At 46.3% G+C, this 20,437-nt stretch carries 18 protein-coding genes; 11 read left to right on the top strand and 7 right to left on the bottom strand.

Going from position 1 to position 20,437, the window contains the following annotated elements; genetic code table 11:
- Positions 1–132: 132 nt before the first annotated feature.
- Positions 133–522 (top strand): DUF5339 family protein, encoded by a 390-nt coding sequence (locus tag ACTHTJ_RS04410; RefSeq protein ID WP_070504841.1) that lies wholly within the window; start codon positions 133–135, stop codon positions 520–522.
- Positions 523–603: 81 nt separating this feature from the next.
- A complete protein-coding gene (locus tag ACTHTJ_RS04405; RefSeq protein WP_440360786.1) occupies positions 604–831 on the top strand; it encodes a hypothetical protein in 228 nt (75 codons plus the stop codon).
- On the opposite strand, the gene ACTHTJ_RS04400 is transcribed toward ACTHTJ_RS04405, so the two are convergent.
- The 4 genes from ACTHTJ_RS04400 to rfbD all read right to left on the bottom strand — a co-directional run bounded on the left by ACTHTJ_RS04400 (position 832) and on the right by rfbD (position 5,967).
- Positions 832–1,653, bottom strand: a complete 822-nt coding sequence (locus ACTHTJ_RS04400) for a hypothetical protein (protein WP_314765940.1) — start codon at positions 1,651–1,653, stop codon at positions 832–834.
- A 9-nt stretch (positions 1,654–1,662) separates the two neighbouring features.
- On the bottom strand, positions 1,663–2,094 hold the full coding sequence (locus ACTHTJ_RS04395; RefSeq protein ID WP_314376869.1) for a hypothetical protein: 432 nt from the start codon (positions 2,092–2,094) through the stop codon (positions 1,663–1,665).
- 12 nt (positions 2,095–2,106) lie between these two features.
- Positions 2,107–4,953 (bottom strand): excinuclease ABC subunit UvrA, encoded by a 2,847-nt coding sequence (gene uvrA, locus ACTHTJ_RS04390; protein ID WP_440360785.1) that lies wholly within the window; start codon positions 4,951–4,953, stop codon positions 2,107–2,109.
- Between the two features lie 150 nt (positions 4,954–5,103).
- Positions 5,104–5,967: a dTDP-4-dehydrorhamnose reductase gene (gene rfbD, locus ACTHTJ_RS04385; RefSeq protein WP_070585450.1), complete on the bottom strand. Its 864-nt coding sequence runs from the start codon at positions 5,965–5,967 to the stop codon at positions 5,104–5,106.
- Positions 5,968–6,412: 445 nt separating this feature from the next.
- Between rfbD and ACTHTJ_RS04380 the strand changes: the two genes are divergently transcribed.
- The 4 genes from ACTHTJ_RS04380 to dld all read left to right on the top strand — a co-directional run bounded on the left by ACTHTJ_RS04380 (position 6,413) and on the right by dld (position 13,075).
- Entirely contained in the window at positions 6,413–7,834 is a 1,422-nt protein-coding gene (locus ACTHTJ_RS04380; protein WP_440360784.1) for a calcium-binding protein, read from the top strand.
- 163 nt (positions 7,835–7,997) lie between these two features.
- The gene (locus tag ACTHTJ_RS04375; protein WP_070585448.1) at positions 7,998–8,861 is read left to right on the top strand and encodes a phosphoribosylaminoimidazolesuccinocarboxamide synthase; all 864 of its coding nucleotides are present in this window, start codon (positions 7,998–8,000) and stop codon (positions 8,859–8,861) included.
- Between the two features lie 237 nt (positions 8,862–9,098).
- Complete coding sequence (pnp, locus tag ACTHTJ_RS04370) at positions 9,099–11,219, top strand: polyribonucleotide nucleotidyltransferase (RefSeq protein WP_070585446.1); 2,121 nt, start codon at positions 9,099–9,101, stop codon at positions 11,217–11,219.
- 164 nt (positions 11,220–11,383) lie between these two features.
- Positions 11,384–13,075, top strand: a complete 1,692-nt coding sequence (dld, locus tag ACTHTJ_RS04365) for a D-lactate dehydrogenase (RefSeq protein WP_070585444.1) — start codon at positions 11,384–11,386, stop codon at positions 13,073–13,075.
- 60 nt (positions 13,076–13,135) lie between these two features.
- Here the strand turns inward: dld and ACTHTJ_RS04360 are convergent, their stop codons facing one another.
- The 3 genes from ACTHTJ_RS04360 to ACTHTJ_RS04350 form a co-directional block, all read right to left on the bottom strand.
- Complete coding sequence (locus tag ACTHTJ_RS04360) at positions 13,136–14,500, bottom strand: sodium-dependent transporter (RefSeq protein WP_070585441.1); 1,365 nt, start codon at positions 14,498–14,500, stop codon at positions 13,136–13,138.
- A gap of 781 nt (positions 14,501–15,281) precedes the next feature.
- Entirely contained in the window at positions 15,282–15,965 is a 684-nt protein-coding gene (locus ACTHTJ_RS04355; protein WP_107868305.1) for a 16S rRNA pseudouridine(516) synthase, read from the bottom strand.
- Between the two features lie 143 nt (positions 15,966–16,108).
- On the bottom strand, positions 16,109–16,585 hold the full coding sequence (locus tag ACTHTJ_RS04350) for a hypothetical protein (protein WP_049348077.1): 477 nt from the start codon (positions 16,583–16,585) through the stop codon (positions 16,109–16,111).
- 340 nt (positions 16,586–16,925) lie between these two features.
- Here ACTHTJ_RS04350 and dnaQ point away from each other — a divergent pair, with 340 nt between their 5' ends.
- From dnaQ to ACTHTJ_RS04325, 5 genes are all read left to right on the top strand, one after another.
- The gene (gene dnaQ, locus ACTHTJ_RS04345) at positions 16,926–17,663 is read left to right on the top strand and encodes a DNA polymerase III subunit epsilon (protein WP_070585437.1); all 738 of its coding nucleotides are present in this window, start codon (positions 16,926–16,928) and stop codon (positions 17,661–17,663) included.
- Entirely contained in the window at positions 17,660–18,346 is a 687-nt protein-coding gene (gene ispD, locus ACTHTJ_RS04340; RefSeq protein WP_070585435.1) for a 2-C-methyl-D-erythritol 4-phosphate cytidylyltransferase, read from the top strand. Before dnaQ ends, ispD begins: the two co-directional genes overlap by 4 nt.
- 32 nt (positions 18,347–18,378) lie before the next feature.
- Entirely contained in the window at positions 18,379–18,858 is a 480-nt protein-coding gene (ispF, locus tag ACTHTJ_RS04335) for a 2-C-methyl-D-erythritol 2,4-cyclodiphosphate synthase (protein WP_070608281.1), read from the top strand.
- 43 nt (positions 18,859–18,901) lie between these two features.
- Positions 18,902–19,573, top strand: a complete 672-nt coding sequence (gene rpiA / locus ACTHTJ_RS04330) for a ribose-5-phosphate isomerase RpiA (RefSeq protein WP_003679072.1) — start codon at positions 18,902–18,904, stop codon at positions 19,571–19,573.
- A gap of 73 nt (positions 19,574–19,646) precedes the next feature.
- A complete protein-coding gene (locus tag ACTHTJ_RS04325; protein ID WP_101755495.1) occupies positions 19,647–20,384 on the top strand; it encodes a thermonuclease family protein in 738 nt (245 codons plus the stop codon).
- Positions 20,385–20,437 lie beyond the last annotated feature (53 nt).

The raw sequence follows: 20,437 nt of genomic DNA, 5'->3' as shown, positions 1-20,437 counted from the left end.
TGATCATGTTGAGATAGGCTGGCTCTTTCAATGATATAGTTTTGATTAAATTAAACAAAAACTATTGACACCTTCATATAATTAATTAACATATAACGTCCTTTAACCTAAATTTAAAAAAGCGAGAGACACATGAAAACATCAGCTTTATTGGCAGCTTTATTGGCAGCCCTGTCCCTGTCAGCATGCGGCGGCGGTTCAGGCTCATCTTCTTCTGCCGTTTGTGACGAGTACGAAAAAGCATTTGCCGAAGCAACTAAAGACGTAGATGCCGCAACCAAAGACATGATGCAAAAATCTTTCGAACAAACCAAAGAGGCGTTGAAAAACCTGCCTGCAGACCAACGTGATGCAACTTGTAAAACTTCTTTGGACGCTTTGAAAGGCGTTCCTGCTGCAGAAACTCCTGAAGAAAAAGCCGAAGAAGCCAAAGATGCCGCTGAAGAGGCTAAAGAAGAAGCAAAAGACGCAGCGGAAGATGCCAAAGAAGCTGCTGAAGACGCTAAAGAAGAAGCTAAATAATACGGCTAAGCTTTACAGAAAAACGGATTCCAATGATTTGGAATCCGTTTTTTGTTTTGTGAGTTAGGAGAGTTATTTTAGATGAAATATTTTCAATTTTCAGACGGCCATTTTTCATGCCGTCTGAAAGCGTTAGTTTTAACTAAGTTTAATTTACAACAGAAAGCCATCAATCAAACAACCGCGTGCGTGCGTACCGCACACACCCTACGCGCTGGTTTTGAAGTTCCGTGTAATTCACAGGTAGGGTGTGTGGTGCAGCCACGCACGCGGTCGGTTGAGTATGCAGGCTACGGCTTGCTTATATAATTATTCATTTGAATTTGTAATTTCAAATCCTGAAAAAATATTTAGGAAGTTTTTAGGTCTAAAACGAATCTGACCTCCCCTTCCTTGTGGCCACATCTTTCGAATTTCAGGAGAAACACCAATTTTATTACGGCCAGATGATAATTTTGTTGCATCATATACGCAACTACCAAACGCTTTTACATGTTTCTTATTATCTAAACCAATTGCATGTATGATAGTATGACTTTTTGCTAATCCAACACCTATATGAATTTCTTTAGGTAACCCGTATCTGTTAGATATTGAATTATTTACTAATTCTCTGACATCAAAGATAATCCTTTGAGCTGTTCTATTAACTTTATAAATATCCTCATCTTCTCCTGTCAACTGAAAGAAACCTAAAACCCCATCTCCTAGATATTCTGTGACTTCCCCATTTTCAAAGTTTATAGTTTTTTCTATAGCTGGTAATAAGGCTGATGTTTCTAGAAAAATTCTGCGCAAAGGACTAAAAGGTTGTCCTTGTACATTAATTTGGGTTTTTGCATGTTTAGTTGAGTCTCGCATGTCAGCAACTAGTGCAATTAATTCTTCATTTCTACTTTTGTATTCAGGAATTTTAGGGACCCCCGGTAACCTAGTATCAAGGGGTTCTGCACTATCACAAACTATACTTTCAGACTTATTAAGGCTTTCAAAAGCAAGCTCACGCCTTTTAGATTCTTCATTTTCCAAATTTGATCCACTTTCTTTCCAAAATTGATCAGCAATATCTAATTGTTTATTAATTAAATCTTGTATCATTTCTCTCTGAAAATCATTCATATAGCTAGTCATTTTCATCCCTTAAATCGAAAATATAATGGCAAGGAGACATAATAAGCAAAATAATGAAATAGCCCATAAGGCTATTTTAATAGCAGATATTTTAATTTTTAATATATCGTATAAGTTATTTAATTCAATTTCTAATTGTTGAACATTATGATCTTTCGTTTCTTTCTCTGCAAGAGTAGGATGCTTTTTCTTAAATCTTGGATACAGAGCAAAAAATAATGAGCCAATAGATAAAAACCAAGATAATCCAATGATAAATATTAGTATTTTTCCGAAGCAAGAATGTTGTAATATTTTAGTGATTAGCTCAGCAGAGTTTGTTGCTTGGCTAATTGGCAGAAAGCAAATCACACATAGAATACCAATTTTAGCATCTTGAGCTTTAATGCTATCTTGAATATCAGAAATTTCATCTCTATAAAAATCATTATCAAAAGACATTGCTATTTTCCTTTATAAAACTGTCTTCAAATACTTTCCAGTATAACTTCCCTTAACCCTCGCCACTTCCTCAGGGCTACCTGAAGCGATAATTTTACCACCACCATCGCCGCCTTCCGGCCCCAAATCCACAATCCAATCCGCTGTTTTAATCACATCCAGATTATGCTCGATAATCACTATCGAGTTGCCTTTGCCTTTCAGACGACCTATGACTTCCAGCAATAGGGCGATGTCGGCGAAGTGCAGGCCGGTGGTGGGTTCGTCGAGGATGTAGAGCGTTCTGCCGGTGTCGCGTTTGGAGAGTTCCAAGGCGAGTTTGACGCGTTGGGCTTCGCCGCCGGAGAGGGTCGTGGCGGATTGGCCGAGGCGGATGTAACCGAGGCCTACGTCCATCAGAGTTTGCAGTTTGCGCGATACGGTGGGGACGGCGTCGAAAAATTCGCGGGCTTCTTCAACGGTCATGTCGAGGACTTGGCTGATGTTTTTGCCTTTGTATTGGATTTCGAGCGTTTCGCGGTTGTAGCGTTTGCCGTGGCAGACTTCGCAGGGGACGTACACGTCGGGCAGGAAGTGCATTTCGACTTTGATGACGCCGTCGCCTTGGCAGGCTTCGCAGCGGCCGCCTTTGACGTTGAAGGAGAATCTGCCGACGTTGTAGCCGCGTTCGCGCGAGAGAGGTACACCGGCGAAGAGTTCGCGGATGGGGGTGAACAGGCCGGTGTAGGTGGCGGGGTTGGAACGCGGGGTGCGGCCGATGGGGGATTGGTCGACGTTGATGACTTTGTCGAGGTGTTCGAGGCCATGGATGTCGTCGTATGGGGCGGGTTCTTCTTGGGCGCGGTTGAGTTCGCGGGCGGTGATTTTGGCGAGGGTGTCGTTAATCAGGGTGGATTTGCCGCTGCCGGATACGCCGGTGATGCAGGTAATCAAACCGAGCGGCAGTTCGAGGGTAACGTTTTTGAGGTTGTTGCCGCGCGCGCCCTTGAGGACGAGCATTCGGTCGGGATTGACGGGCGTGCGTTCAGACGGCACGGCAATGGATTTTTTACCGCTGAGGTATTGTCCGGTAATGGATTGCTCGCATTTGGCGACGTTTTCGGGGGTATCGGCAATCAGTACGTTGCCGCCGTGTTCGCCTGCGCCGGGACCCATATCGACGACAAAATCGGCTTCGCGGATGGCGTCTTCGTCGTGTTCGACCACAATAACGCTGTTGCCCAAATCGCGCAGGCGTTTGAGTGTGGCGAGCAGGCGGTCGTTGTCGCGCTGGTGCAGGCCGATGGAGGGTTCGTCCAAAACGTACATTACGCCGGTCAGTCCGCTGCCGATTTGACTGGCGAGGCGGATGCGCTGGGCTTCGCCACCGGAAAGGGTTTCGGCGGAGCGGCTTAAATTCAGGTAATCCAGTCCGACGTTAATCAGGAAGCCGAGCCGCTCGGTGATTTCTTTGAGGATTTTTTCGGCGATTTGTTTTTTGTTGCCGTCTAAATCCAGCGTTTCAAAGAATTGGTGGGTTTTGGTCAGCGGCCAGGCGGAGACTTCGTGCAAGGGTTTGCCGCTGACGTAAACGTAGCGGGCTTCTTTGCGCAAACGTGCGCCGCCGCAGCTCGGGCAGGCGCGGTGGTTTTGGTATTCGCGCAGTTTTTCGCGCACGGTTTCGCTGTCGGTTTCGCGGTAGCGGCGTTCGAGATTGGGAATGATGCCTTCGAAGGCGTGGCTGCGGTTGAAGGTGGTGCCGCGTTCGGACAGGTAGGTGAAGTCGATGACTTCTTTACCCGAACCGTGCAAGACAACTTTTCTGACTTTTTCCGGTAGGGTTTCCCAAGCGGCGTTGACATCAAATTTATAATGATGCGCCAGCGATTGAATCATTTGGAAATAGAATTGGTTGCGTTTGTCCCAGCCGTCAATCGCGCCTGCGGCTAAGGATAATTCGGGATGGGCGACCACTTTTTCGGGGTCGAAAAAGTTGGTGTTGCCCAAGCCGTCGCAAGTCGGGCAGGAACCCATCGGGTTGTTGAAGGAAAACAGGCGCGGCTCTAATTCGGGTAGGCTGTATGAACATACGGGACAGGCGAAACGCGCGGAGAACCAATGTTCTTCGCCGCTGTCCATTTCCATCGCCAGTGCGCGTTCGTTGCCGTGGCGAAGCGCGGTTTCAAAACTTTCCGCCAGTCGTTGTTTAATGTCGGCTTTTACTTTAACACGGTCGATGACGACGTCGATGTTGTGTTTGATGTTTTTTTCCAGCTTCGGTACTTCGTCAAGCTGATAGACTTCGCCGTCCACGCGTACACGCGCAAAACCCTGAGCCTGCAAGTCGGCAAAGAAATCGACAAACTCGCCCTTACGCTCGCGCACTGCCGGCGCCAAAATCATCACGCGCGTGTCTTCCGGCAGTTTCAATACGGCATCGACCATCTGTGATACGGTTTGACTGGATAGCGGCAGATTGTGTTCGGGGCAATACGGCGTGCCGACGCGTGCGTACAAAAGGCGCAGGTAATCGTGGATTTCCGTAACCGTGCCGACGGTTGAGCGCGGATTGTGACTGGTGGATTTTTGCTCGATGGAAATTGCGGGCGACAGGCCTTCAATCAAATCGACATCGGGTTTGTCCATCATCTGTAAAAACTGACGGGCATAGGCGGAAAGGCTCTCAACATAACGGCGTTGCCCTTCGGCATACAAAGTATCAAACGCCAGCGATGATTTACCGCTGCCTGACAATCCTGTTACCACCACGAGCTTGTGGCGCGGAATGTCTAAATCGACATTTTTCAAATTATGTGTACGCGCGCCGCGGATGCGGATGGTGTCGTTATCGTGTGAATGTTTAGGATGATGGTTGCACATATTGTCAGGCCGTCTGAAAAATAAAATAAACGGCTATTGTAGCACTTTTCAAATGACAGACTGGATAGATAAAGCATTTGATATAAAAGAAACAAAGAGGCCGTCTGAAAATATGTTTTCAGACGGCCTTGATATAGATGAATCAACTTATCAGTTGATTTTGCGGAGAATTTCGCGCAGGGCTTTTTGCCAGTCGGACGGTTTGATACCGAATTCGGTCTCTAGGCGTGAGCAATCCATAATGCTGTATGCAGGACGCGGAGCGGGCAGGGGGTATTGATCGGTAGTAATCGCGTTCAGTTCCGGAATGCGGAAGCTGTCGTCTAATTGGTGGGCCGTCTGAAAGATGGCTTTGGTAAATTCGTACCATGTTGCCGATTTGTTGCCACAGTAATGGAAGATACCGCGTGGGGAAGTGGACTGTTGCAATAAACTGATGATGGCATAAGCTAAGTCGCCTGCATAAGTCGGACAACCGGTTTGGTCGTGGACAATGGAGAGGGAATCACGCTCTTTAGCAAGGCGCAACATGGTTTTAACGAAATTGCTGCCGTATTCGCTAAACAGCCACGAAGTACGGACGATTGTACTTTCCGGATGTGCGGCTAAAGCCAAAAGCTCGCCTGCTACTTTGGATTGACCGTAAGTGCTGCGCGGATTGGTGTAGTCGGTTTCGCGGTAAGGGCGTTTGCCTTCGCCGTCGAATACATAATCAGTGGAAATATGGATAAAGCGGGCGTGTGTGGCGCGGGCAGCTGCGGCTAGGTTGTGAACAGCGGTTGCGTTGACGGCAAAAGCAGCCTCTGCATTTTCTTCTGCTTTATCGACGGCAGTGTAAGCTGCGGCATTAACGATGGCATCTGGTTGGAAGTTTTTGATCATGTGATGCACGGCTTCGGTATCGGTAATGTCCAGCGAAGTAGAGTCGGTAGCAATCAGTTCCCAATCTTCGGGCAGGCGGTCGCGCAGACAACGGGCAAGCTGACCTTTTGCTCCGGTCAATAAAGTACGCATGGTTGAGTATCTCCTCTGATAGCTGTTGAATAGGTGTTCGTGTCATTATAGTGTAAATAAGACAAATTCACATTATTAGCGTAGAACAAAATCCGGATGCGGATGTATTTGGGTAAATTGTCGATATTATCTATTCATAATAATAACTTCTTATTGGTATTATGTTTGTTTACTATAACTATAGTTAAAATTTAGCTTTTAACAAGATAGATAAAGGATCTATGCTTTTTGAGAGATTGTGAATCAATGTTAATGTTTTTATTGTTTCTAGGATAATGGGATTTAAAAAAAGGCGAAACTCCGTCCTTTTATCGGCAAATTCTACCGTTTGATATTTTTGAGTAAATATTTTGAAAAATATTACTAAAATAATAATTGAGCAAGGGCGGAATTTGCTCGTTCCGTCAGCTCAATATCTTTATTAACTATTTTGGGAGTAATTATTATGGCATACTGTTACGGGGGGTATTATGCTAGACCCCTGGTTAGTTCTTACTGCGCTCCTGCGCCTAAGGCTTCCTTCTCATCTTACTACTGCGCTCCTGCAGCGAAAACTTCTGTTTCTATCAGCAGTATCGCTAGCATTGCCAGCGTCGGCGTGTCAGTAGTTAATGCGGTAACTGGTTTGGTTTCTGCTATTGCGGCTTTCTGCCCACCAGCAAAAACCACCGTTTACAAATGTGTTCCGGTTTGCCCACCTTACAACTGTGATCCAATCAAACCGACACCACCGAAACCACAACCAAAACCACGACCTCAGCCTAAACCTCAACCAAAACCTGAGCCTAAACCTGAGCCACAACCAGAACCGCAACCAGAACCAAAACCTCAACCAAAACCTGAGCCTAAACCAGAACCTAAGCCAGAGCCAAAACCTGAGCCTAAACCAGAACCGAAACCTGAGCCAGACTGCAAAGACTGTGTTGACGACCATAACCAAAACAACTCATACGGTCAGGAAGACAAAAACCCAGGTAATGTCATTCGAGCTGAAGACTGCAAAGACGGTAACGTTATCCGCGGTACTGATGCTAAAGATACCATTTATGGTACTGCTTGCGAAGACATCATCTACGGTGGCAACGGCACAGACGTAATCTACGCCGGTGCTGGTAACGACACCATTTACGGTGATGCTGACGGTGACTCTCTGTACGGTGAAGAGGGTAAAGACTACCTGCAAGGTGGTGCTGGCAATGACTACCTGAACGGTGGTTCCGGTGCTGACATCATGCGCGGTGGCGACGGTAACGACGTTTACTTCGTTGACAATGCCAACGACCAAGTTATCGAGTACGGCAATGCACAAGCCGGTATCGATACTGTTCGTACCGTTATTGACTACACCTTGACCGATCACGTTGAAAACCTGTTCTTGCAAGGTATGCAAAACCTGAACGGTACCGGTAACTCTTTGAACAACAACATCGAAGGTAACGGCGGCAACAACCATCTGTACGGTTTGGCCGGTGACGACTGTCTGGTTGGCAAAGATGGTAACGACTACCTCGACGGTGGTGTCGGCAACGACATCCTGATCGGCGGTACCGGTAACGACACTTACTTCTTCGACAAAGGTTATGGTCACGACACTATCCGTGAGGAAAGCGGTAATGACACCCTGTTGTTCGGTAAAGGCGTTGCAGCTTCCGACGTATTGCTGAGCAAATCTGGTGCTAACCTGACTGTTTCCGTTGGTACTAACGATAGCATCACCATCGACGACTGGTTCACCGGTAACAATCACAAAGTTGAAAACTTCAAGTTTGCTGACGGTAGCACTTACCAAGTAACCGGCCACGGCGACTACTACTCTCTGTCTGCTGTAAACCACATCCAAGATCAGACTCAAGTTTCTGTAATCTGATAGGATGGTGATTTTCAGGATTCTTCTCTGAAATCAATGAATAAGGCCGTCTGAAACCAAAATATAAGGTTTCAGACGGCCTTTATTTTGTAAACAATCTGACGAAAAATTCCAAATTGGGCTAAAATACCGTATTCTTCTGTCTACCTAAGAGATACCCGAAATGTCTGAAATCAGCTTGAAAAAAATCTACTCTGGCAAAGTACGCGATTTGTACGAAATTGACGATAAACGTATGTTGATGGTTGCTTCCGACCGCCTGTCTGCATTCGATGTGATTTTGGATGACCCGATTCCGGGTAAAGGGGAGATCCTGACGCAGATTTCCAATTTTTGGTTTAAAAAACTGGCTCATATCATGCCTAACCATTTTACCGGCCATACGGTTTACGATGTTTTGCCAGAAAACGAAGCCAAAGTTTTAGAAAAACGCGCCGTCGTGGCTAAAAAACTCACTCCGGTGAAAGTGGAGGCCATTGTGCGCGGTTATCTGGCAGGTAGCGGTTGGAAAGATTATCAAAAGACAGGCTCTGTTTGCGGTATTCAACTGCCTGAAGGTATGCAGGAAGCGCAACAACTGCCTGAAGTGATCTTTACGCCATCGACCAAAGCCGCAGTCGGTGATCATGATGAAAACATCAGCTTTGGAGAATGCGAACGCATTATCGGAAAAGAATTGGCGGCGGAAGTGCGCGCCAAAGCAATTCAGCTTTATACAGAAGCGGCCGAATATGCGAAATCCCGCGGTATTATCATTTGCGATACCAAGTTTGAATTTGGTTTGGATGAAGAAGGTACGCTGACTTTGATGGACGAAGTATTAACGCCTGACTCCAGTCGTTTTTGGCCTGCAGACCAATACAAAGTCGGCACCAATCCGCCGTCTTTTGACAAACAATTTGTCCGCGACTGGTTGGAGCAAAGCGGTTGGAACAAAAAAGCGCCTGCGCCTACAGTGCCTGCCGATGTGATTCAAAAAACAGTTGAAAAATATCAGGAAGCATTGACTTTGCTGACTCAGGATTGATTTTTAAGTTTGAAGGCCGTCTGAAAGAGATATGTTTCAGACGGCCTTTTTATTGTATAAATACTGGATTTTAAGGATAGTTGCCTTTATAATCGAGAGTTGTTTTCAGTGCCTTTAAAGGCCGTCTGAAAGCTTGTTTATAACCTGCCGCACGGTCTGAAACCCTAACTATGCACATTCGGATTTTAGTGTGCATTATTAGTGTTTTAGCAGTGCGGTATTTTGAAAGGAACAACAATGTTCAATAAACACGTTAAGACCTTCCAATACGGTAATCAAACCGTTACTTTGGAAACCGGCGAAATCGCTCGCCAAGCCGCAGCTGCCGTTAAAGTATCCATGGGTGATACCGTTGTTTTGGTTGCCGTTACTACCAACAAAGAAGTAAAAGAAGGCCAAGACTTCTTCCCTCTGACTGTCGATTACCTCGAGCGTACTTACGCAGCAGGTAAAATCCCCGGCGGTTTCTTCAAACGCGAAGGCAAACAAAGCGAAAAAGAAATCCTGACCAGCCGTCTGATCGACCGTCCGATTCGTCCTCTGTTCCCTGAAGGTTTCTACCACGACATCCAAATCGTAGCGATGGTGGTGTCTGTTGACCCTGAAATTGATTCTGACATTCCTGCAATGTTGGGTGCATCTGCCGCGCTGGTGTTGAGCGGCGTACCGTTTGCTGGTCCGATTGGTGCTGCGCGAGTAGGTTATGTAAACGGCGTGTACGTTTTGAACCCGACTAAAGCCGAATTGGCCAAATCACAATTGGACTTGGTTGTTGCCGGTACTTCTAAAGCCGTGTTGATGGTGGAGTCCGAAGCCGACATCTTGTCTGAAGAAGTGATGCTGGGTGCGGTTGTTTACGGTCACGATCAAATGCAAGTGGCCATTAATGCCATCAATGAGTTTGCCGATGAAGTCAACCCGGAAGTTTGGGATTGGAAAGCACCTGAAACCAATGAAGAATTGGTTGCAAAAGTACGCGAAATTGCCGGTGAAACCATTAAAGAAGCGTTCAAAATCCGTCAAAAACAAGCGCGTTCTGCCAAATTGGACGAAGCTTGGAGTGCTGTAAAAGAAGCGTTGATTACCGAAGAAACCGACACTTTGGCAGCCAACGAAATCAAAGGCATTTTCAAACACTTGGAAGCCGATGTTGTCCGCAGCCAAATTTTGGACGGCCAACCGCGTATCGACGGTCGCGATACCCGCACTGTTCGTCCGCTGAACATTCAAACCGGCGTATTGCCGCGCACTCACGGTTCTGCACTGTTTACCCGTGGCGAAACCCAAGCTTTGGCGGTTGCAACTTTGGGTACTTCACGCGACGAGCAAATCATTGATGCACTGTCCGGCGAATACACCGACCGCTTTATGCTGCACTACAACTTCCCGCCATACTCTACCGGTGAAGTGGGTCGCGTAGGTGCGCCAAAACGTCGTGAAATCGGTCACGGCCGTTTGGCTAAACGTGCGTTGTTGGCCGTATTGCCGGAACCTGAAGATTTCAGCTACACCATGCGCGTGGTTTCTGAAATTACCGAATCCAACGGCTCTTCCTCTATGGCTTCCGTCTGCGGCGGCTGCCTGAGCCTGTTGTCTGCCGGTGTGCCTTTGAAAGCACACGTTGCCGGTATCGCCATGGGTCTGATTTTGGACAACAACAAATTTGCCGTTCTGACCGACATCTTGGGTGACGAAGACCACTTGGGCGATATGGACTTTAAAGTAGCCGGTACAACCAAAGGTGTGACCGCACTGCAAATGGACATCAAAATCCAAGGTATTACCAAAGAAATCATGCAAATCGCTTTGGCTCAAGCCAAAGAAGCACGTTTGCACATCTTGGATCAGATGAAAGCCGCTGTTGCAGGCCCGCAAGAACTGTCTGCACACGCCCCACGCTTGTTCACCATGAAAATCAACCAAGACAAAATCCGTGATGTGATTGGTAAAGGTGGCGAAACTATTCGTTCGATTACTGCTGAAACCGGTACTGAAATCAACATCGCTGAAGACGGTACCATCACAATTGCTGCGACTACTCAAGAAGCAGGCGATGCAGCGAAAAAACGCATCGAAGAAATCACTGCTGAAGTGGAAGTGGGCAAAGTGTACGAAGGTACTGTGGTTAAAATCCTCGACAACAACGTTGGCGCGATTGTCAGCGTGATGCCGGGCAAAGACGGTTTGGTACACATCAGCCAAATCGCCCACGAGCGCGTACGCAATGTCAGCGACTACCTGCAAGTAGGTCAGGTTGTGAACGTGAAAGCATTGGAAGTAGACGATCGCGGCCGCGTACGCCTGTCTATCAAAGCTTTGCTGGAAGCACCTGCTCGCGAAGAGAAAGCAGCCGAATAATCGATTATTCAGGCTTAAAACAAAAGGCCGTCTGAAATTTTCAGACGGCCTTTTGTTTATTTAAAAGATGAGTTTAAAAAACGGGTTTCGCCTTTACTTTGATTGAATGGATTACTACAATGCTTGCAATCTAATAAATATATTAATCTCTCAAGGAGTATGCAATGAATGCTACACAATTAATCAGCCGGCTGACGCAAACTGTCGGTGAAAAATACATCATCACAGACCCGGCAAAAACCGAACAATACCGTCAAGGCTACCGTTTTGGCGAAGGCAAGGCGCTGGCAGTTGTCCGTCCGGGTACGGTGTTAGAAATGTGGCAAATTTTGCAGGCATGTGTTGAGGCTGATGTCATTGTGATTACGCAGGCCGCCAATACCGGTCTGACCGGCGGCTCGACTCCTGATGGTAATGATTACGACCGAGATATCGTGATTGTGAATACCATGCGTCTGAACATCATTCAGCCGATTAATAATAACGAACAAGTTGTCTGCCTGCCCGGTTCTACCCTGAATCAATTGGAGCTGCTGCTGAAACCTTTAGGCCGTGAGCCGCACTCCGTGATCGGTTCGTCCTGTATCGGCGCATCTGTATTGGGTGGTGTATGTAATAACTCCGGCGGTGCATTGGTACAGCGTGGCCCGGCTTATACGGAAATGGCTCTGTTTGCACAAATCAACGAAGAGGGCAAGCTGGAGCTGGTCAACCATTTGGGCATTGATTTGGGCGAAACCCCTGAAGAAATTTTGACCAACTTGCAAGGTTTCCATTATCAACGAAAAGACATTACGCAAGATGCCGGCAAAGGACATGACCATGCATACTGCGATCATGTCCGCCAAGTGAATGAACCGACTGCCGCCCGTTTTAATGCCGACCCTGCGCGCCACTACGAAGCATCAGGTTGCGCGGGCAAGCTGATGGTGTTTGCCGTACGCTTGGATACGTTCCCACAAGAAAAACAGACTGCCGTTTTCTATATCGGTACAAATGATATTAATGAGCTGACCGATATCCGTCGTGCTGCTTTGAGTGAGTTTAAAAACCTGCCTATTTCCGGTGAGTATATCCATCGTCATGCTTTTGATATTGCTGCCGTTTATGGTAAAGATACATTCTATGTGATTAAGAAATTCGGTACGCACCAATTGCCGAAATTGTTTGATTTTAAAGCGCGTGTCGATAGATTCGGTAAAAAAGTCAGCTTCTTGCCTAAGCATTTTTCCGATAAATTCATGCAGCTGGTCAGCAAAATTCTGCCAGATCATTTGCCTAAATCTATGCGCAATTATCGCGACAAATACGAACACCATCTGATCTTGAAAATGGGTGGCGAAGGCGTAGCAGAAGCGCGCACGTTCTTGAAGGAATATTTTGCAACCCATGGCGGCGCATTCTTCGAATGTAATGCCGAAGAAACGCAGGCGGCCATGTTGCATCGCTTTGCCGTGGCTTCTGCCGCGATCCGTTACCGTTCTGTACATGATGATGAAGTAGAAGATTTGGTTGCGCTCGATATCGCCTTGCGCCGTGATGATCGTGATTGGTTTGAAACACTGCCGCCGGAAATTGACAATAAAATCATCCATAAATTGTATTACGGACATTTTATGTGTCATGTGTTCCATCAGGACTACATCATTAAAAAAGGCAACGACTGTATGGCTTTGGAACATGAAATGCTCTATCTGCTTGACCAACGTGGCGCGCAATATCCTGCCGAGCATAATGTCGGTCATCTGTATGAAGCCAAGCCCGAGCTGAAACAGTTCTATAAAAAACTTGACCCGACCAACAGCTTCAACCCCGGTATCGGTAAAACCAGTAAGAAGAAAAACTGGGCTGAATAAAGCATAGTCAAAATAAAGGCCGTCTGAACTTTTCAGACGGCCTTTTTATATGTTTGCTTATCAGAACAGGTTGCTGATGAAAATCAGCAGAATCACCAATGGCACGAGGTATTTCACATAGGCAAACCAGATATTGACGGTGGTCTGGTTACCTTTGTAGAGCAATTCGTCCTTCGCTTCATCTTTCATCACGAAACCGACAAACAAGGCAGAGCCAAGCGCGGTCAGCATAAACAGGATGTTGCCGCTGATATAGTCAAAGGCATCGAAAATGTTTTTACCAAACACGGAAATATCTTTCCATGGGCCGTAGCTCAAGATGGAAGGGATATTGCCGAAGATAAAAATACCTGCCAGTACGATGGTAATCGCGGCTGCGCGGCGGATTTTGGTTTTCTCCTGAATGGTTGTAATTAACACTTCATAAATGGTCAGAGAAGTGGTCAGCGCGGCAATCAGAAGCAGTGAGAAGAAAATCACTGCAAACACTGGGCCTGCCCACATATTGGAGAACACGATCGGCAGGCTTTGGAACACCAGCGTCGGGCCGGAGTTAGGGGCGACGCCAAAGCTGAAGAGGGAAGGGAAAATCATAAAGCCCGCCAACACGGCAATCAAAGTGTTGGTAATCGCGGTAATTACGGCCGTCTGAACCAGATTTTCGCTTTTATCCAGATAGCTGGATAACGTAATCATCACACCGAAACCCAAGCTCAAGGCGAAGAATACTTGTCCTAAAACGAAGACGAATAGTTCGGCTGTAATTTTGCTGAAGTCAGGTTTCAGATAGAAGGTAATGCCTTCCATTGCACCCGGCAGGGTAACGTTGCGCACGACCATGGCAATCAGGAATAAAAACAGCAAAGGCATCAGGTATTTTGCCGCTTTTTCAATACCGCCGATCACGCCTTTTACCAAGATCCATTGGTTCACAACCACAAATAGGAAGGTGTAAAACGCAATTTCCCAGGGGCTGTTTTCGATGTGTTCGGTAAAGAAGCTTTTGGTGACTTCGCCGGAAACCGGACTGGAAATGTCCAAATTACCGCCGATGATATTGACGATGTAGCTGATCACCCAGCCGCCGAGCACCATGTAATAGGCCATGATGCCGAATGCGCCGATCAGGCCCATCCAACCGACCAATTTCCAAACTTTGGCAACGGGTTTGCCATTCATTGTGCCGCCAAACGCATCCAGCGCGTTCACGCCTTTACGGCGGCCGATGACGTTTTCCACCAAAATCATCGGAATACCGATGACCAGCATGGCGATACAGAACAGGAATACATACGCGCCGCCGCCGTTTTCACCGACCAAATACGGGAAACGCCAAGTTGCACCAAAGCCGACAGTCGCGCCGGCAACAGTAAGGATGTAAGTCAAACGGTTGGACCAAGTTTGACGGGGTTGATTGGAAGACATAAATACTCAGATGCATAAAAATAAAGACAACATTTTACCGTAAAGATTTAACGAATCTTGACTAAAGTCGGAAAAGAAAATTAGTTAAAAAAACTATGTAATGAATAATTTTTAGTGAGTTCCTCTGGTTTGCTTGGTGTTGAAACCTGCAAACAGAGAATTTGGCTGAAACGATATGAATGATTGAAAGAGCCGTAACGATAAAGGCTGTCTGAAAGTGGGATATGGGAAAGGGGTGTTGTAAGGATATTGGATAGTACTAAGGTGTTGCTTTCAAGTATGTCGGCAACAAAGATGGTATTTATCTAAGGCTGCCTAATAACATCCTGTAACCTTAGCTTGGATAGTCGCCGATAGTTTTTCTTTCTATAAAATGATTTATCTGAAATTGGAACGGCACAGATTGATGCGGAAGAGACGAGAAAGAGAAAAGGAGTAATGGCAAGTTAATGAGTGGAGATGGGGTTTAGCAATGATGGCTTCTTTAGATGAGAAAGGCCCGTCTGAAAGCATGCCCGCTTGATTGCCAAATTTTAGATAAAAAAAACCATCTATACTAAGGGGAAAGTATAGATGGCCAAACACATTACGGGGAAAACGTCTTACTCACTTACTCACTTCTTTCGAAGCAAGTGTTACTCAGACAGGCGAATTATACAATAGTTCAGTCTTTACAGTGTTAAATTCTGTTAAATAAAAATGATAAGGATTAGATGTTTGATTTTAAATAAATAAAAAATCCATATTGTTTAAAAATTTATCGAAAAAATTTGGAATTTTTTTAGATTTGGATAAATTTCCATTCTCCGGCGGCCAAATCATTGACATTCCAGTCACCGAATTTCTCACGGTGGAGCTGTTCGACACGGTTTCCTGCGGCTGCAACCATGCGTTTGACCTGATGGTATTTACCCTCGGTAATGGTCATCATCAATGTGGTTGGGTCGGCCAATACTGCTTCGGCCGCGGCGACGGTTTCATTATCGTCATGTAGGAGGACGCCGTTTTTCAGCGTAGTGCAAAGGGTATCGTCGGCAGGATGTTTCAAAGTGACACGGTAGAGCTTCGGAACTTTGTGTTTGGGCGAGGTAACGCGGTGGTTAAATTGCCCGTCGTTGGTAATCAGAATAATGCCGGTTGTGTCTGCATCCAAGCGGCCGACTGCCTGCATATCGATATTGCGCATGTGGTCGGGAAACAGGCTAAAGATGCTTGGATATTGCTGGGGTTTGTGCGAAGTCTCGTAATCTGCAGGCTTATGAAGCAAAATGTAGAAATAGGGCATGGGTACGGCGGCAATCTCTTCGCCGTCAACAGACAGGGTGTACACTTGAGACGGATCGATATCGTCTTTAGCACGATTATGGATTTCGCCGTTGATGGCAATGCAGTCATTGTCTATCAGCCATTGGCATTGCTTGCGGCTGCCGAGGCCTTGTGATTGGATGTATTTGAGCAGTTGCATGGTTGAAAAGTAGGAAATGTTCAGACGGCCTTTATTGTACTGGAAAACCGATGTTTAGGCCGTCTGAAAAGTAGGGGCAAAAAAAATCGCCCCTTTAAAATTTTAAGGGGCGCAAAAGGAACACAAACCACTACCAAAAACTGTTACAGGGCAAATTCTCCTATTTGATGTGTTGCCGGATAAAGTGCTTTCATCAAGTCATGTGGTGAAAGCGAGAAATCTTTGCTGTTTGTCGTCAGACGGCCTTGCTGAGGCGTCAGCTCAAGCAATCTAGCGTTTGCCGACTGAATAAATTTGTTTTTCGTGCGCTGCATTTTTCTTTGCAGGGCGGAAACAACGCGGTTGTACAGACTGTCTTTTTGCTTGACTTCGCGTGTATCGGCAACCCAGCTCAAGCGTGTATTGCCGTCTTCATCTTCAATCAGCAGGATGCCGGTTTCTGATTGGGGCGATTTGCCCATACAAGGGAGCCAAACATAATATCGGCCATCTAAAGTAATGAATACTGCGTCGTGTACTTCGCACTCATCGCAACACTTGGTAGCGATCAAAGAGCGGATGGCTTGCTGGTGCAGTCTCAGAATGTCGAGGGAGACTTGCTTAAAAATACTTTCGGGCATTTTCTTCTCCTTTCATTCTGTTGTGCGGTTGTTTTGTTTCGATGGGTTGTATTATACGGCGATTTTTTAAATTTGCAAATGATAATTGTTCCTATTATTTAATTTATAAGTAAGGTATTAATTATTAAAGAAATTAAATTTAAAAAATTTTTTAGAAATTGGGCTTTCTACTCAAATTGGAGTAATAGCTGGCCAATAGATGAAAAAAGAATAAAGGCCGTCTGAAAAAATCCAGCTATAAAAGGGTATTTCAAAAGTAGCTAAAGTTTTGCTGACTATACATTTCAGACGGCCTTCAGTATGATTCAGGACGTTTTGATAATTGCAGAAACCACCAACCATGAGCCAACGTCAGATTATCCTCGATACGGAGACCACGGGTCTTTATCCTGAAAACGGCGACCGTCTGGTCGAATTTGCCGGCTTGGAAATGATCAACCGCCAAATGACCGACTCCAATCTTCATTTATATGTCCACCCCGAACGCGATATGCCGGAGGAAGCAGCGAAGGTGCATGGTTTGACGATTGAAGTATTGGAAGCGAAGAATGCGCCGCCGTTTGCTCAAGTGGGTGAACAGATTGCCGACTTTATTCGTGGCGCAGAGCTGATTATCCATAATGCTAAGTTTGACGTCGGCTTCCTGAATATGGAGTTCCGCCGCATGGGTTTGCCTTCTATCGAGGAACTGGGTTGTAAAGTCACCGACACGCTGGCTATGGCGCGTGAAATGTTTCCGGGGCAAAAGGCAAGCTTGGATGCGTTGTGTAACCGCTTTTCCGTTGACCGCAGCAAACGGGTTTTGCACGGCGCGCTAATCGACTGCGAGCTTTTGGGTGAAGTCTATCTTGCCATGACGCGTCAGCAGTTCGACCTGATGGGCGGCGAGGCGGAAGAAGAGGGCGAAGTCAAACAAACCGTTATTGCGGAAACCAAACGTACCTCGCAGTTGAAAGTTATCAAAGCCAATGCGGACGAGCTGGCCGCACATGAAAAATATTTGGACGATTTGGGCGAAGCGTGCGTATGGCGCAAGGCTGAAACGCCGGATGAGGCCGATGCCGGAGTGTCAGCATGATGCGCCGCAATATCGCTTTGATTCCTGCTGCCGGTGTGGGAGCGCGATTTGGTGCAGGAAAACCTAAACAATATGTTGAAATCAATGGTAAAACCGTATTGCAACATACCATAGAAATCTTTGAGCAACACCCCCGCATAGATTTAATTGCTGTTATTCTTTCGCCGGAAGATTCGGTTTTTCAGACGGCCCTGTCTGAGAAAGTACGCGTCTTTCGAGTAGGCGGCGCAAGTCGTGCCGAAACGGTACGCAATGGTGTGTCCGTTTTATTGGAGCAAGGTTTGGCCGAGGCGCAAGATAACATTTTGGTTCATGATGCCGCGCGCTGTTACCTGCCTGTTGAAGCGTTAACACGTTTGCTTGATGAGGCGGGTGAGAATGATGAAGGCGGTATTTTGGCCATACCGGTGGCTGATACGCTCAAGCGCTCAGACGGCAGTCATCATATTGATGAAACCGTTGCACGCGCAGGATTATGGCAGGCGCAAACGCCGCAGCTTTTTCAGACGGCCTTGTTACATCGTGCTTTATCGGTTGATGATTTAAGTGAGATTACGGATGAAGCATCAGCGATTGAAAAACTGGGTATCCGGCCGCGCTTGGTGCAGGGCGATACGCGCAATTTAAAATTGACGCTGCCGCAAGACGAATACATTGTCAGATTGTTGCTCAAGGCCGTCTGAACAATCAAAACCCATTATTTAAGGAAACAAACATGAATATCCGTGTCGGACAGGGCTACGATGTCCATCAGTTGGTCGAAGGGCGAGATTTGATACTCGGCGGCGTAAACATTCCGTTTGAAAAAGGCTTGCTGGGTCATTCAGATGCCGATGCGCTGTTGCATGCGATTACCGATGCCCTGTTGGGTGCGGCCGGTTTGGGCGATATCGGCAGCCATTTTCCCGATACTGCCGCCGAGTTCAAAGATGCTGACAGCCGTGTGCTGTTGCGCGAGGCTTATCAAAGCGTGCAGGAGTTGGGTTGGAAGGTGGTTAATGTCGATACGACCGTGATTGCGCAAAAGCCAAAACTTGCGCCGCATATTCCGGCAATGCGCGCTAATATTGCCGCAGATTTGGGTTTGCCCGAAAACTGCGTGAACATCAAGGGTAAAACCAACGAAAAACTTGGCTATCTGGGACGTATGGAAGCCATTGAAGCGCAAGCGGCAGTATTGCTGATTAAAGCCTAAGAGCTTAAAATTACTTTATTATTCAAACTGAAAGACTGACAACATGGCAACTCAAGACGAACTCAAACGTATTGCCGCCGAAAAAGCGGTGGAATTTGTTCCTGAAAACGAATACATCGGTATCGGTACCGGCTCTACCATCAACTTTTTTATCGAAGCTTTGGGTAAAAGCGGTAAGAAAATCAAGGGTGCCGTGTCTACTTCTAAAAAATCCAGCGAGCTTTTGGCGAAATATGAGATTCCAGAAGTTTCACTGAATGAAGTGATGGGTTTGGCGGTTTATGTTGACGGCGCAGACGAAGTCAACCATGCGCTGCAAATGATTAAGGGTGGCGGCGGTGCGCATTTGAACGAAAAAATCGTGGCCAGCGCATCCGATAAATTTGTTTGTATTGCCGATGAAAGCAAATATGTTTCCCGTTTGGGTAAATTCCCATTGCCGGTGGAAGTGGTTGAAAATGCCCGTTCGCTGGTGTCGCGCAAACTGCTTGCCATGGGCGGACAGCCTGAGTTGCGTGTTGGTTATACTACTTTCTATGGAAATCAAATCGTTGATGTTCATGGCCTCAATATCGATCAAGCCCTGAAAATGGAAGACGAAATCAACAAAATCACCGGCGTACTCGAAAACGGTATTTTTGCCCGCGATGCCGCCGATGTGTTGGTTTTAGGTACGGCAGAAGGCGCAAAAGTCATCCTGCCTTGTCAGGATTAATGAAGATTAATCAATCTTAAAGGCCGTCTGAAAGTGCATCAGGTCTTTCAGACGGCCTTTAATTTGGCAAAATATGCAAATCAGTAAAATTATAAAATGGTTGCCCGTTGTTTTATCCGTTTTGGGCGCGCTTGGTTACAGCTCACGCGATACTGAGTTGATTCGTACCGGGGTAAGCGTTGCTGCAACATTGGCACAAGGCGACAATATCGGTTTGGAAAAGGTCAATGAATGGCTGGGAAAAAATGTCGTCAAAGCCACATCTGACACCAAAGCCGAAGCTAAACCTAAACCGGAACAAAAACAAAAGTCATCGCGACAATCCTACACATACAACGGAAAAATCATCAAAATCCATGATGGCGATACCATGCACATTATCGATAGCGACGGCAGGAAACATAAAATCCGTATGGCCCATATCGATGCACCAGAAATCAATCAGGCTTATGGTACGCAATCACGAGACAATCTGATTGATGCTGCATTGAATAAAAAAGCCAAAGTCCGCGTGTTTGAAGCCGATCGCTACCAGCGCGAAGTTGCCCAAGTATCAGTCGGCACGATTGACTTGAATTTAATGCAGATACGGGATGGCGCCGCATGGCATTATGAAAGTTATGCCAAAAAACAACAAAGTAAAACTGCCTACACTGACTATTCGGCCGCACAAAAACAAGCCAAGGAAAAACGTAAAGGTTTATGGAAAAAAGATAATCCGCAAGCGCCTTGGCAATTTCGCCGTCAAAACCACGAGCAGCAGAACGGTAATAAAAAGCAGTCTGATAAACAATGGTTTGGGATTTGGTAGGTTTTAAGAAAGAGGCCGTCTGAAAACTTTCAGACAGCCTTTAATCATTAAGG

It is taken from the genome of Neisseria sp. P0018.S001 (genome assembly GCF_051957355.1).
Classification (GTDB): Bacteria; Pseudomonadota; Gammaproteobacteria; order Burkholderiales; family Neisseriaceae; genus Neisseria; species Neisseria subflava_A.
Note: the sequence above shows the minus strand (reverse complement) of the source record. Positions and strands in the feature narration are given on the sequence as shown.

Coding starts and splice junctions, on each gene's coding strand:
- ACTHTJ_RS04410 (WP_070504841.1), top strand. CDS start 133: ATGAAAACATCAGCTTTATTGGCAGCTTTATTGGCAGCCCTGTCCCTG.
- ACTHTJ_RS04405 (WP_440360786.1), top strand. CDS start 604: ATGAAATATTTTCAATTTTCAGACGGCCATTTTTCATGCCGTCTGAAA.
- ACTHTJ_RS04400 (WP_314765940.1), bottom strand. CDS start 1,653: ATGACTAGCTATATGAATGATTTTCAGAGAGAAATGATACAAGATTTA.
- ACTHTJ_RS04395 (WP_314376869.1), bottom strand. CDS start 2,094: ATGTCTTTTGATAATGATTTTTATAGAGATGAAATTTCTGATATTCAA.
- uvrA (WP_440360785.1), bottom strand. CDS start 4,953: ATGTGCAACCATCATCCTAAACATTCACACGATAACGACACCATCCGC.
- rfbD (WP_070585450.1), bottom strand. CDS start 5,967: ATGCGTACTTTATTGACCGGAGCAAAAGGTCAGCTTGCCCGTTGTCTG.
- ACTHTJ_RS04380 (WP_440360784.1), top strand. CDS start 6,413: ATGGCATACTGTTACGGGGGGTATTATGCTAGACCCCTGGTTAGTTCT.
- ACTHTJ_RS04375 (WP_070585448.1), top strand. CDS start 7,998: ATGTCTGAAATCAGCTTGAAAAAAATCTACTCTGGCAAAGTACGCGAT.
- pnp (WP_070585446.1), top strand. CDS start 9,099: ATGTTCAATAAACACGTTAAGACCTTCCAATACGGTAATCAAACCGTT.
- dld (WP_070585444.1), top strand. CDS start 11,384: ATGAATGCTACACAATTAATCAGCCGGCTGACGCAAACTGTCGGTGAA.
- ACTHTJ_RS04360 (WP_070585441.1), bottom strand. CDS start 14,500: ATGTCTTCCAATCAACCCCGTCAAACTTGGTCCAACCGTTTGACTTAC.
- ACTHTJ_RS04355 (WP_107868305.1), bottom strand. CDS start 15,965: ATGCAACTGCTCAAATACATCCAATCACAAGGCCTCGGCAGCCGCAAG.
- ACTHTJ_RS04350 (WP_049348077.1), bottom strand. CDS start 16,585: ATGCCCGAAAGTATTTTTAAGCAAGTCTCCCTCGACATTCTGAGACTG.
- dnaQ (WP_070585437.1), top strand. CDS start 16,926: ATGAGCCAACGTCAGATTATCCTCGATACGGAGACCACGGGTCTTTAT.
- ispD (WP_070585435.1), top strand. CDS start 17,660: ATGATGCGCCGCAATATCGCTTTGATTCCTGCTGCCGGTGTGGGAGCG.
- ispF (WP_070608281.1), top strand. CDS start 18,379: ATGAATATCCGTGTCGGACAGGGCTACGATGTCCATCAGTTGGTCGAA.
- rpiA (WP_003679072.1), top strand. CDS start 18,902: ATGGCAACTCAAGACGAACTCAAACGTATTGCCGCCGAAAAAGCGGTG.
- ACTHTJ_RS04325 (WP_101755495.1), top strand. CDS start 19,647: ATGCAAATCAGTAAAATTATAAAATGGTTGCCCGTTGTTTTATCCGTT.